The 12,472-nt window shown below is 62.0% G+C and carries 9 protein-coding genes and 1 pseudogene; 6 read left to right on the forward strand and 4 right to left on the reverse strand.

Annotation, left to right across the window (positions count from 1 at the left end; translation table 11 throughout):
- Positions 1-226: 226 nt before the first annotated feature.
- From HX855_RS16990 to ilvD, 3 genes and pseudogenes are all read left to right on the forward strand, one after another.
- Positions 227-1,423 (forward strand): MFS transporter, encoded by a 1,197-nt coding sequence (locus HX855_RS16990; RefSeq protein ID WP_177086857.1) that lies wholly within the window; start codon positions 227-229, stop codon positions 1,421-1,423.
- Between the two features lie 213 nt (positions 1,424-1,636).
- Positions 1,637-2,095: pseudogene (locus HX855_RS16995) on the forward strand (transposase).
- A gap of 372 nt (positions 2,096-2,467) precedes the next feature.
- Entirely contained in the window at positions 2,468-4,309 is a 1,842-nt protein-coding gene (ilvD, locus tag HX855_RS17000) for a dihydroxy-acid dehydratase (protein ID WP_177086855.1), read from the forward strand.
- Positions 4,310-4,507: 198 nt separating this feature from the next.
- Here the strand turns inward: ilvD and HX855_RS17005 are convergent, their stop codons facing one another.
- Positions 4,508-5,566, reverse strand: coding sequence for a haloacid dehalogenase-like hydrolase (locus tag HX855_RS17005; protein WP_256353021.1), 1,059 nt, complete (start codon positions 5,564-5,566; stop codon positions 4,508-4,510).
- 241 nt (positions 5,567-5,807) lie between these two features.
- On the opposite strand from HX855_RS17005, the gene HX855_RS17010 reads away from it, so the two are divergent.
- On the forward strand, positions 5,808-7,199 hold the full coding sequence (locus HX855_RS17010; protein WP_177086853.1) for an L-cystine transporter: 1,392 nt from the start codon (positions 5,808-5,810) through the stop codon (positions 7,197-7,199).
- Between the two features lie 147 nt (positions 7,200-7,346).
- Here HX855_RS17010 and HX855_RS17015 read toward each other — a convergent pair whose 3' ends face one another.
- Positions 7,347-7,859 (reverse strand): dihydrofolate reductase, encoded by a 513-nt coding sequence (locus tag HX855_RS17015; protein ID WP_177086851.1) that lies wholly within the window; start codon positions 7,857-7,859, stop codon positions 7,347-7,349.
- A 90-nt stretch (positions 7,860-7,949) separates the two neighbouring features.
- Between HX855_RS17015 and HX855_RS17020 the strand changes: the two genes are divergently transcribed.
- Complete coding sequence (locus HX855_RS17020; protein WP_177086849.1) at positions 7,950-9,329, forward strand: DUF2868 domain-containing protein; 1,380 nt, start codon at positions 7,950-7,952, stop codon at positions 9,327-9,329.
- Positions 9,322-10,695, forward strand: a complete 1,374-nt coding sequence (locus HX855_RS17025; protein ID WP_177086847.1) for a GTPase/DUF3482 domain-containing protein — start codon at positions 9,322-9,324, stop codon at positions 10,693-10,695. The genes HX855_RS17020 and HX855_RS17025 overlap by 8 nt, the downstream gene beginning before the upstream one ends.
- Here the strand turns inward: HX855_RS17025 and HX855_RS17030 are convergent.
- Positions 10,692-11,246 (reverse strand): phosphonate degradation HD-domain oxygenase, encoded by a 555-nt coding sequence (locus HX855_RS17030; protein ID WP_177086845.1) that lies wholly within the window; start codon positions 11,244-11,246, stop codon positions 10,692-10,694. The two genes, HX855_RS17025 and HX855_RS17030, sit on opposite strands and share 4 nt — an antisense overlap.
- Positions 11,246-12,370, reverse strand: a complete 1,125-nt coding sequence (locus HX855_RS17035) for a TIGR03364 family FAD-dependent oxidoreductase (RefSeq protein WP_177086843.1) — start codon at positions 12,368-12,370, stop codon at positions 11,246-11,248. The genes HX855_RS17030 and HX855_RS17035 overlap by 1 nt, the downstream gene beginning before the upstream one ends.
- Positions 12,371-12,472: the final 102 nt, after the last annotated feature.

The following is a 12,472-nucleotide window of genomic DNA, read 5'->3' on the forward strand; positions in this document are numbered from 1 at the left end:
GAATTGAAACCGGATCAACTGTAGGAGCGAGCTTGCTCGCGAAAAACGGAAAGGCAACACGGGCTACCTGATAGCGCTGCGTTATCGTTGACGTTCTTCGCGAGCAAGCTCGCTCCTACAGTGGCAACAAACACCATCACGGGAAACGCCCTACAACACTTTTGATTGAATTCCATTTTTCGCAGACTAGTATCGGTTTCTGGTTTTACTCCGGAAAATAACAACAATGTCTGAGTCCTCGTATTCGCCGCCCAATGGCGACGTAAAACGCCAACAACTCTCGCGCTTCATCCTCATCACCTGCATCTCCCTGATCAGCTTTTTCCCGATCAACATCCTGCTGCCCTCCTTTCCTGCCCTGGCCGTGAAGTTCGACACTTCAACCGCCGAGGTCGCCTTATCCATCAGCCTGTTCACCCTGGTATTTGCGATTTCCCAACTGATCGCCGGCCCGCTTTCAGACAAGTTCGGACGCAAGGAAGTACTGCTGGGATGTATCGTTGTTTCCACCCTCGGCTCGATCGGCTGCGCACTCGCAACAAGCTACCCGAGCTTCCTGCTGTTTCGCGCCGTGCAGGCCATTGGTTGTGGCTTTTTTGTACTCGGCCATGCGCTGGTGGAAGACCTGTTCGAAGAACAGGACCGCGCCCGCATCCGCATCTATTACATGACCTTGAGCGGATCGTTTGTTGCGCTCTCGCCGCTGCTGGGCTCCTGGCTGCAAACCACATTCGATTGGCAGGGCAGCTTCTACGGGTTTGCGGTGATGGCGCTGGGCATGTTTATGCATGCGTACCTGGTATTGCCGTCCAAGGCCGCCAGCCCTGAAAGAGCGCCCATCTCGATCATCGCCACGCTGAAATCCATCGCCGGGAATCGGGACTTCATCCGCTATTGGTGGATCGCCGCGTTGGTATTCGCCTGTTACTTCGCCTTGATCAGCGTGACGCCGCTGATTTTCATGGATGAGTTGAAGCTGTCCGAATACCAGTACGCGGTGGTACTGATGGTGTACGGCATCGCCTATCTGCTGGGTGGCGTCGCGGCGAGCGCCCTGCAAAAACATATCTCCCTCACGCGGCAGATCAACATTGGCCTGGTCCTGCTCGGCGTCGCCGGCGTGCTGCTGGCGCTGATCATCCGCTATGAAGCCATGACCACCATCAGCCTGCTCATCCCAATGCTGATCAGCGCCCTGGCCGTAACTTTGGTCCGCCCCGCAGCGATTTCCGCGGCGATGTTGCTGTTCTCCAGCAGCGCCGGCACTGCAGCCTCGGCTGGCAACAGCATCATGTTCATCACCGCCGCCATCAGCAGCGCCGCACTCGCCCAAGCGGGGAGCAACCTGCTGATGACCATCGCCATCAGCTTCATCGTGTTCAGCGTCTGGGGCGTGGTGACGAATATCAGAGTTGGACGCTAACAACCTCCCAACCCCACTGTAGGAGCGAGCTTGCTCGCGAAAAACCAACAGGCGGCGCGGGCTACCTGATAGCGCTGCGTTATCGTTGACGTTTTTCGCGAGCAAGCTCGCTCCTACAGGAAGCCGGGACATATTCAGAACCAGTGTTTAAACGCCAATAGACGCTGCAGCCTCCTACCGTTTCTCTTCCACCCACACGAAGAGGACGAAGGAATGTCCAACCCGCAAAACGCACATCGGCTGCGTATAGGCCGCTATTCAGAATCAGGGCGCATTTACCTGCTCACTGCCGTCACACATCAACGATAGCGGGTCTTCCAGGACTGGCGCCTTGGCCGCCTGCTTGTTCGCGAATTCAGAAAGGCTCAGGACGACGGCGAGGCGACGTCGCTGGCCTGGGTGGTAATGCCGGACCATTTCCATTGGCTGGTTGAATTGCACAATGGTGATTTGCCGAGACTGATGCGGATGACCAAGTCGCGAAGTGCCCACGCCATTAACAACGCGAGGAGTTGCCACGGGACACTTTGGCAAAAGGGCTACTTTGACCGAGCGCTGCGTCGGGAGGACGACCTGAAGACGATGGCTCGTTACATCGTTGCCAATCCCTTGCGGGCGGGTTTGGTGGAGCATATCGGCCAGTACCCGCTATGGGACGCCATCTGGCTCTGACCCACCCTCCACTGTAGGAGCGAGCTTGCTCGCGAAAAACCAACAGGCGACGCGGGCCACCTGATAGCGCTGCGTTATCGTTGACGTTTTTCGCGAGCAAGCTCGCTCCTACAGTCCCCCGCACGTCCCGTAGCCGCTATCTTCACGGTTTCGGCCATTCCCTCCGGCCGCCAGCGGTGTAGAATCGGACCTATTCATCGCCAGTCATCCCCCGGCGGGTTTATGAGCTCAAGGCCAAGGCGCACGGTGATCCCGCAGCGTTTGAGGCAACTTCCGGACACACGGCCATTTCTGAGTGTTCCAGACGTCAATAGAAGCTCACTTCCCCTTTAGCACCTGATTAGCACCTGATTAGCCGCCCGGAGAGCTCCAATGCCCGATTACCGCTCGAAAACATCCACCCACGGCCGCAACATGGCCGGCGCCCGCGCTCTGTGGCGCGCCACGGGGATGAAAGATGACGACTTCAAGAAGCCGATCATCGCGATTGCCAACTCGTTCACCCAGTTCGTACCCGGCCATGTCCACCTCAAGGACCTGGGGCAACTGGTCGCCCGCGAGATCGAACGCGCCGGCGGTGTTGCGAAAGAATTCAACACCATCGCCGTGGACGACGGCATCGCCATGGGTCATGACGGCATGCTGTATTCCCTGCCGAGCCGCGAGATCATCGCCGACTCCGTGGAATACATGGTCAACGCCCACTGCGCCGACGCCATTGTGTGCATCTCCAACTGCGACAAGATCACCCCCGGCATGCTGATGGCCGCCCTGCGCCTGAATATCCCGGTGATCTTCGTCTCCGGCGGCCCGATGGAAGCCGGCAAGACCAAACTCGCCTCCCACGGCCTCGACCTGGTGGACGCCATGGTCATCGCCGCCGATTCCAGCGCTTCTGACGAGAAGGTCGCGGAATACGAGCGCAGCGCCTGCCCGACCTGCGGTTCGTGCTCCGGCATGTTCACCGCCAACTCGATGAACTGCCTGGTAGAAGCCCTGGGCCTGGCGTTGCCGGGCAACGGCTCGACACTGGCCACCCACAGCGACCGCGAGCAGCTGTTCCTGCAGGCCGGCCGCACCATCGTCGAGCTGTGCAAGCGTTACTACACCGAGAACGATGAGTCGGTGTTGCCGCGCAACATCGCCAATTTCAAGGCGTTCGAAAACGCCATGACCCTGGACATCGCCATGGGCGGTTCCACCAATACCATCCTGCACTTGCTGGCCGCCGCACAAGAAGCCGAGATCGACTTCGACCTGCGGGACATCGACCGCCTGTCCCGTCACGTGCCGCAACTGTGCAAAGTCGCGCCGAACATCCAGAAGTACCACATGGAAGACGTGCACCGCGCCGGCGGGATCTTCTCGATCCTCGGTTCGCTGGCTCGTGGTGGTTTGCTGCACACCGACCTGCCGACCGTGCACAGCAAATCCCTGGCTGAAGGCATCGCCAAGTGGGACATCACCCAGACCACCGACGAAGCCGTGCATCACTTCTTCAAGGCAGGCCCGGCCGGCATCCCGACGCAGACCGCGTTCAGCCAGTCGACCCGTTGGGACACCCTCGACGACGACCGTGAAAACGGCTGCATCCGCAGTGTCGAGCACGCCTACTCCCAAGAAGGCGGCCTGGCCGTGCTGTACGGCAACATCGCCCTCGATGGCTGCGTGGTGAAAACCGCCGGTGTCGACGAGTCGATCCACGTGTTCGAAGGCCGCGCCAAGATCTACGAAAGCCAGGACAGCTCGGTACGTGGCATCCTCGCGGACGAAGTGAAGGAAGGCGACATCGTCATCATCCGTTACGAAGGCCCGAAAGGCGGCCCGGGCATGCAGGAAATGCTCTACCCGACGTCGTACCTGAAATCCAAGGGCCTGGGCAAAGCCTGCGCCTTGCTGACCGACGGCCGTTTCTCCGGCGGTACGTCGGGCCTGTCCATCGGCCACGCTTCGCCGGAAGCCGCTGCCGGCGGCGCCATCGGCCTGGTGCAGGATGGCGACAAGGTGCTGATCGACATTCCGAACCGCTCGATCAACCTGTTGATCAGCGACGAAGAACTGGCGGCACGCCGGGTTGAGCAAGACAAGAAAGGCTGGAAGCCGGTGGAAAAGCGTCCGCGCAAAGTCACTACCGCGTTGAAGGCTTACGCCCTGCTGGCCACCAGTGCCGACAAGGGTGCAGTGCGTAACAAGGCAATGCTGGACGGCCTGTAAGCCTCGCCCATAAAAATGCCCCGCCAGGTGCGGGGCATTTTTTTGCCTGGAGAAAATCCCCAGAAGCGCAGGAGATCAAAAATGTGGGAGCTGGCTTGCCTGCGATAGCAATCTGTCAGTTGATGCATCTGCCGACTGACACTCCGCTATCGCAGGCAAGCCAGCTCCCACACTGACCGCGTTTCGACTTAAGAGGCCTTACTGAATCTCGTCCGGCTTGACGATCACCCAGTTTTTATCCGCCGTCACCGGCAACCCTTCCTTGGCCTGGGCCGCCGCGTGCTTGGCGATCATGCCGTTCAACTGGGTCATGTATTTATCCTTGCGGTTGATCCACAGGTGGATGCCGCCCTTGGACACGTCCACATCGTGGAACAGCATGTAGCCGTCACTGGTCGGGGTGTCGCCACCGACGATCACCGGTTTCTTCCATTCATCAATGTAAGTCAGGATCGCCGCATGCTTGCCGGCCATCCAGGTCGCCGGGGTCCACAGGTACGGGGTCAGTTCCAGGCCGAGGTTGGCTTTCTCGTCATACTTACCGGCGGTGATCTGTTTGCGGGCAGTGGTCAGCTCGCCGGTCTTGCGGTCTTTCAGCAAGGTGCTCACGCCAATGACGTTCTCGGGTTTGACGTTGTAGCCGTACTTCGGATCAGCCGCGACCATGCGCACCAGTTCCTCGGACGCGGCGGTCATCACGTACACCTCGATGCCGTTTTCCATCAGCTTGTTGAACAGTTCAGCCTGGCCGGTGAAGACTTTCGGCGGCTGCACGTCCATGTTCTTGACCACGTCACCGTCGTAGTAGGTGACCGGCACCGGCTTGCCCGACGCCATCATCTCGTCGACATAGCCTTTGAGTTCCTTGAGGGTGAAGCCGGAGAAAATCTGCGCGACCCATGGGTAGCAGACCATGTCGTCGACTTCGCAGAGGCGGTAGTAGTAGCTGAACAGGCTTTCCTTGTGGTCGGCGGTGTCTTTGAACGGAATCAGCTTCAGGGAAGGGTCCATGGTGTCGCGGGTGATCAGGCCCTTGTTTTCCAGGTACGGCAGCAGCGACTCTTCAAGGTCGTAGCGGTAACTGGTGTTGTCCATGTCGAACACCGCGAAGTTGCCCTTGTTGGCATTGGCAGCAATCATCGTGTCCAGTTGCTTGGCGGCAGCCGCCGGCCAGTGTTTCAACTCGGTGGCGGCAAAGGCCTGGCTCGCAAGGCCCAGGCACAGCGCGGCGGCAAACAGTTTCGGCGCTAGCTTCATGTGCATTTTCTCCCTGAGTGAAAGACATCGACGCTAACAAATCTGTGTGACAGTTATCGCCCGAGCGCGACCGCTTTCGTCGTGATCGCGCCAACGGCATACGCCTGGACGTCATTGGCTTATTCCAAAAACGACAGTCACCATTCCATAAAGGTATTAAATCAATATATTTCAAGCTGTTAGCATTTCCGGTTCGCAATCGCAGGCTCACGCGATTGGCTGCTTTCTCAACGGAGCTTCAATGAATCTGCCCCTGATTCTCAATTTACTGGTGTTCGTGGCCCTGTTGCTGGGCCTGGCACAAACCCGCCGAACCCACTGGAGCCTCGCCAAGAAGGTGTTGTTTGCGCTGGTACTCGGCGTGATCTTCGGTGTGGTGCTGCACGCGATTTATGGTGCCGGCAACCCGGTGCTCAAGGCCTCGATCGGCTGGTTCGACCTGGTCGGCAACGGTTACGTGCAGTTGCTGCAAATGATCGTGATCCCGCTGGTGTTCGCCTCGATCCTCAGCGCCGTGGCCCGCCTGCATAACGCCTCGTCCCTGGGTAAGATCAGCTTCCTGACCATCGGCACGCTGCTGTTCACCACGGCGATTGCGGCGCTGATTGGTATTGGCCTGACCAACCTATTCGGCCTCACCGCCGAAGGCCTGGTAGCCGGCACCCAGGAAATGGCGCGCCTGCAAGTGATCCAGAGTGATTACGCGGGCAAGGTGGCCGACCTGAATATCCCGCAACTGCTGCTGTCGTTCATCCCGCAGAACCCGTTCGCCGACCTGGCCCGGGCCAAGCCGACGTCGATTATCAGCGTGGTGATCTTCGCCGCATTCCTCGGGGTTGCCGCGCTGCAGTTGCTCAAGGATGACGTGGAAAAAGGCCAGAAAGTCCTCAACGCCATCGACACCCTGCAAGCCTGGGTGATGCGCCTGGTGCGCCTGGTGATGAAGCTGACCCCTTACGGCGTATTGGCGCTGATGACCAAGGTGGTCGCCGGCTCCAACCTGCAAGACATCATCAAGCTCGGCAGTTTTGTGGTGGTGTCGTACCTGGCCCTGGGCCTGATGTTTGTGGTGCATGGCCTGCTGCTGTCCCTGGCCGGGATCAACCCGTTGCGGTTCTTCCGCAAGGTCTGGCCGGTGCTGACGTTTGCCTTCACCAGCCGCTCCAGCGCCGCGAGTATTCCGCTGAGCATTGAAGCGCAAACCCGTCGCCTGGGCATCCCGCAGTCCATCGCCGGCTTTGCCGCCTCGTTTGGCGCAACGATTGGCCAGAACGGTTGCGCGGGTCTTTACCCGGCGATGCTGGCGGTGATGGTTGCGCCGACGGTGGGCATCAACCCGCTGGACCCGCTGTGGATCGCGACGCTGGTGGCGATTGTGACCTTGAGTTCTGCCGGCGTGGCGGGTGTGGGCGGCGGTGCGACATTTGCCGCGCTGATCGTGCTGCCGGCGATGGGTTTGCCGGTGTCACTGGTGGCGTTGCTGATTTCGGTTGAGCCGCTGATCGACATGGGCCGTACGGCGCTGAACGTGAACGGTTCGATGACGGCGGGGGCGATTACCAGCCAGATCATGCAGCAGACGGATAAAGAGCTGTTGAATGCGGATGAGCATGCGGAGTTGGCGCAGGCTTAACGGCTGAACGTTGTGGCGAGGGAGCTTGCTCCCGCTGGACCGGGCTGGCGCTCCAGTGCGAAGCGCTCCCAAGATTCTTGGGGCTGCTGCGCAGCCCAGCGGGAGCAAGCTCCCTCGCCACAGCAAGCTCCCTCGCCACATGAATTTTCAGGCTTTTTCCCAAACCTCAAAGTTGTACGCCGGCTTGTCACCCTCAGCCGCATTCTCGACATTCGACACCAGCGTCCACTGGTTCACATCAAACGCGGGAAACCACGCATCCCCGTCCGGGCTCAACGCCACGCGCGTCAAATACAGGCGATCCGCCTGCGCAAGCCCCTGGGCATACAACTGCGCACCGCCGATCAGCATCAGCTCATCCACGCCCTGCGCCTTGGCCCATTCCTCAGCCCGCTCCACTGCCGCATCGAGGGACGGAAAAACTTCCGCACCTTCCAGCGCAAGATCGGTCTGACGGCTAACCACAATGTTCAACCGACCCGGCAACGGTCGACCCAGGGAATCCCAGGTTTTGCGCCCCATGATGATCGGCTTGCCCAAGGTGGTGGCCTTGAAATATTTGAAATCCCCCGGCAAATGCCAGGGCATGCTGTTGTCGACGCCGATCACACGGTTTTCACCGAGGGCTGCGATCAGGCTTAAAGGGAGAGTTTTTTTCATGGCGACGAGAATACCAGAGCCACGCGCGGCATACCCCAACCGGCGTTCCAGCGGTTATGCTCCAGGCTCACTGGCTCAACAGGATGACGTGTGACTGCCCTGAATCCCCTGCAAACACTCTGGCTGACCGAAACCGTGCGCCTGCGCGAGGAACACGCGGGCGCGCTGGAAGACCAGGAAGCCAATCGCCAGGCCCGCAGCACCGGCGGTGACCTGCCCACGCGCATTCAAAACCGCGCGCTGTGGCTGGCCGAGCGCGACGGTTTGACCGTTGCCCTGACCCGCTGGCTGCAAGGCGCGCGCCTGGCGCTGATCCTGCTGGCGGCCGTCGCCATCGTCAGCGGCGCCGGCCTGGCCTTTGCTGCGCTGGGTAACGGCCTGGTGCCGGTGAATGTGTTCTGGGCCTTGGGCAGCCTGCTGGGTTTGAACCTGATCCTGTTGTTGAGCTGGGCCCTGGGCCTGCTGTTTGCCGGTGAACATGGGGCCAGCCTTGGCCGCCTGTGGTTATGGCTCAGCGAAAAACTCGCCCGGGACGCCAAGGCCGCACAACTGGCCCCCGCCCTGCTGCTGTTGCTGCAACGGCGCAAGCTCAATCGCTGGGCCGTCGGCGTGCTGGTCAACAGCCTGTGGTTGCTGGCGCTGCTCAGCGCCATGGTGATCCTGCTGACGCTGCTGGCCACCCGGCGCTATGGCTTTGTCTGGGAAACCACTATTTTGCGGGCCGACACCTTTGTCGCCGTCACCCAAACCCTCGGCGCCCTGCCCGCCTTGCTGGGCTTCAACGTGCCCACGGTCGAGATGATCCGCGCCAGTGGCGATGCCGCCCTGAATATCGAAAGTGCCCGCCAGGCCTGGGCCGCGTGGCTGGTGGGCGTGCTGCTGGTGTACGGCATCCTGCCGCGGCTGGTCCTCGCGCTGCTGTGCCTGTGGCGCTGGAAACACGGGCGCGCAGGCTTGAGCCTCGACCTCAACCTGCCCGGCTACAGCCAACTGCGGGAACGGCTGATGCCCAGCAGCGAACGGCTTGGGGTCAAAGATGCCGCGCCCGAACAGTTGCACCACGTGACCGGCGGCGTCAGTGAACTGGAAAGCGACGGCGCCCTGCTGGTGGCCATCGAACTCGACGACCAACGCCCGTGGCCGCCGAAGCTCCCGACCAGCGTCAAGGATGCGGGCATCCTCGACAGCCGCGAATCCCGCAACAAACTACTGGAACAGCTCACCCGCTTCCCGCCCGCACGCCTGGCCATCGCCTGCGACCCACGGCGCTCGCCGGATCGCGGCAGCCTCGCACTGATCGCCGAACTGGCCCGCAGCGCCACGGCTACCCGCGTCTGGCTGCTGCAAGCGCCGGCCGGCCAAGCCCTGGATGCGGAGCGCCTGGGGGACTGGCACACAGCCCTGCAACAGCTGGAGATTCCATTCGCCGATTGCGCGCCGCTCACGTGGCTGGAGACCGGTCATGACTAAGCCCCTGAAACTGGCGGTGGTGGGCCACACCAACGTCGGCAAGACCTCGTTGCTGCGCACCCTCACGCGCGACGTAGGTTTTGGTGAAGTCTCCCATCGGCCCAGCACCACCCGGCAGGTGGAGGGCGCACGCCTGTCGGTAGACGGCGAAGCGTTGCTGGAGCTGTACGACACGCCCGGCCTGGAAGACGCCATCGCCCTGCTCGACTACCTCGAACGCCTGGACCGCCCGGGCGAACGCCTTGACGGCCCGGCACGGCTGGCGCGTTTCCTGGAAGGCAGCGAAGCCCGGCAGCGTTTCGAACAGGAAGCCAAGGTGCTGCGCCAACTGCTGGCCTCCGACGCCGGGCTGTATGTGATCGATGCCAGGGAGCCGGTGCTGGCCAAGTACCGCGACGAGCTGCAAGTGCTGGCCAGTTGCGGGAAACCGCTGCTGCCGGTGCTCAACTTTGTCAGCAGCGCCGACCACCGCGAGCCGGACTGGCGCGAAGCCTTGGCCCGCCTCGGCCTGCACGCACTGGTGCGTTTCGACAGCGTGGCGCCGCCGGAAGACGGCGAGCGCCGCCTGTATGAAAGCCTCGCCCTGCTGCTGGAAAATTCCCGTGGGCAACTGGAGCGGCTGATCCTCGACCAAGAGGCTCAACGCCAGGCTCGCCAGCAAAGCGCTGCACGCCTGATCGCCGAACTGCTGATCGACTGCGCCGCCTGCCGGCGCAGCGTGGTCAGCGAAGCCGACGTGGAACAACACGCCATCAGTGAACTGCGCAAAGCCGTGCGCCAGCGCGAACAACGCTGCGTGGAAGCCTTGCTCAAGCTGTTCGGCTTCCGCCCCCAAGACGCCGCCGCCAGCGATTTACCGCTGCTGGACGGGCGCTGGGGCGATGACCTGTTCAACCCCGAAACCCTCAAGCAATTGGGCGTGCGGGTCGGCGGCGGCATCGCGGCCGGCGCCGCAGCCGGTGCAGGCGTGGACTTACTGGTCGGCGGCCTGACCCTCGGCGCCGCCGCCCTCGCCGGGGCCATCGCCGGTGGCGCCCTGCAAACCGCCCGCAGCTACGGCAGCCGCCTGTTGGGCAAGATCAAGGGCCAACGCGAGCTGACCGTCGACGACAGCGTGCTGCGCCTGTTGGCCCTGCGCCAGCGGCAACTGCTCAAGGCCCTGAACCTGCGCGGCCACGCGGCGATCCACAGCATCAAGGTCGACACCCCCCAGGACAAGACCTGGCGCGAAGGCAAGCTGCCGGAAGCCCTGCACAAAGCCCGCGCCCACCCGCAATGGTCGTCCCTCAACCCCCATCCCAAGTTGAGCCAGGCCGAACGCCAGGAGCAGATCGAAGCCCTGGCCCAACGCCTGGACGAGACCTAAGCCGCCAACAACTGCCGGGCCTTGGACTTCAACACCTCAAGGTCCAGCACCGGCACGTGCATTTCCTTGGCCTGTTCGTCCCAGTGACGCATGCGCAAACTCACGGCGCACAGCGGGTCCTGCTCAAACGCCTGGGCCTCTTCGGCCGTCATCACGCCGCCCTGGTAACCCAGGGTGCGACGGCTGGCTTCGCTCAAGCGCGCGTAGTAGTCCGGCTGGCTGAAGGTCAGGTAACGCTTGGCCTGCACGTGGTACTCCACGAGTTTGGCCATGCGCTCGCTGAAACCTGCCCGACGCAGGTAATCGGCGCCCAGCCGCTCATGGCTGACCACGCCATAACCGCCCATGTTCTCACCACCTTGCCCGCAGATATGCCCGATATCGTGGAAGAACGCCGCCAACACCACTTCATCATCGAAGCCTTCGGCCATGGCCAACTGCGCAGCCTGGGACATGTGCTCGATCTGCGAGACCGGCTCACCGATGTAGTCGGCGGCGCCGTGTTGTTCGTATAAGCCAAAGACGTCGGCGATTGCCTGTTCAACGTTCATCACGCATTCCCCCAGAGCTCTGTGATATTGCGCTCGGCCATCGCCGGCCCGACGCTCATGCCTACACCCGTGTGCATCAACGCCGCGCTCACCCCCGGCGCCGCCCGCAGGAATGAAAACGGCCCCGGCCCACGGGAACCATAGACGCCCTGCCAGCGTTCCACGACCTGGACCTTGCAACCCAGGGTGTGCTCGGCCAGTTCGATCATCCAGTTGTCCACCTGTTCGCCGTTGAAGGGCGATGGATCGCTGCCGTAATGGTGGGAATCACCGATGATCAGCTCGCCATAAGGCGTCGGGCTGATCAGCAGATGGATGCCGTTTTCGTGCAGGTGCGGCACATCCCGCAGGATTTCGGCCTGCACCGGCGCGGCTTCCGGCAAATCGGCGAAGGCGCCGTAGTGCACGCAACTGAGACCGGTCAGCAGGGCGTGTTGCAGGTTCAAATCCACCGCAGGTCGGGCGCGCAGCATTTGCAGGCGGCAGATTTGCGGGTTGAGCTCGGCGATCTGCTCGGCCAGCAGCGTCTGGTAGTCATGGCCGGAGCACACAATGATCTGCTCGCCGCGAAAGGACCCGGCGGTGGTGTGCACCTGGCCGGGCTCGATGTCGCGCACCAGAGTGGAGAAGTGAAACTCCACATTGAGTTCGCGGATCAGGTAGTTGATCAGCGCCGGAATGGCTTCGCGGGAATACAGCTGTTGGTCGTCCATACCGTGGAGCGCGGCACGGTGATGTTTGAACTGGCCGCCGTACAGATCAGCCATGGCGCCGCCTTGCAGCAACTCGACGCGATAACCGTGCTCCTGGGCACGTCCGGCGCAGAAGGCTTCAAGCAGGTGCTCTTCGGCTTCGGTACGGGCGAACAGGTAGGAGCCGTTGCGCTTGAGCTGAATACCCGCCAACTGTGCCCATTGGCCCCAGATATCGTGGCTTTCCCGCGCCAGGTCGAGCATCGGCCCCGGCGGCTGGCCGGTGACCAGTGCCTGGCCGAAGTTGCGCACCGAAGCGCCCAGTGGCGTGGCGCTGCGCTCGAAGACCTTGACCTTGAGGCCGCGTTTGGCGGCGGCGTAGGCGTGGGACAGGCCGAGGATGCCGGCGCCGATGATCAGCAGTTGTGTCATGAAGACCTCTCGTTCCCACGCTCCGCGTGGGAATGCATCCTGTGACGCTCCGCGTCACGACTACAAAAACGGACGCAGAGCGTCCAGAGCCGCATTCCCACG

The organism is Pseudomonas sp. IPO3778, from assembly GCF_013386825.1.
Classification (GTDB): domain Bacteria; phylum Pseudomonadota; class Gammaproteobacteria; order Pseudomonadales; family Pseudomonadaceae; genus Aquipseudomonas.

Bases quoted from the DNA above. Each gene is read 5' to 3' on its own strand.
- HX855_RS16990 (WP_177086857.1), top strand. From the start codon at position 227: ATGTCTGAGTCCTCGTATTCGCCGCCCAATGGCGACGTAAAACGCCAA.
- ilvD (WP_177086855.1), top strand. From the start codon at position 2,468: ATGCCCGATTACCGCTCGAAAACATCCACCCACGGCCGCAACATGGCC.
- HX855_RS17005 (WP_256353021.1), bottom strand. From the start codon at position 5,566: ATGAAGCTAGCGCCGAAACTGTTTGCCGCCGCGCTGTGCCTGGGCCTT.
- HX855_RS17010 (WP_177086853.1), top strand. From the start codon at position 5,808: ATGAATCTGCCCCTGATTCTCAATTTACTGGTGTTCGTGGCCCTGTTG.
- HX855_RS17015 (WP_177086851.1), bottom strand. From the start codon at position 7,859: ATGAAAAAAACTCTCCCTTTAAGCCTGATCGCAGCCCTCGGTGAAAAC.
- HX855_RS17025 (WP_177086847.1), top strand. From the start codon at position 9,322: ATGACTAAGCCCCTGAAACTGGCGGTGGTGGGCCACACCAACGTCGGC.
- HX855_RS17030 (WP_177086845.1), bottom strand. From the start codon at position 11,246: ATGAACGTTGAACAGGCAATCGCCGACGTCTTTGGCTTATACGAACAA.
- HX855_RS17035 (WP_177086843.1), bottom strand. From the start codon at position 12,370: ATGACACAACTGCTGATCATCGGCGCCGGCATCCTCGGCCTGTCCCAC.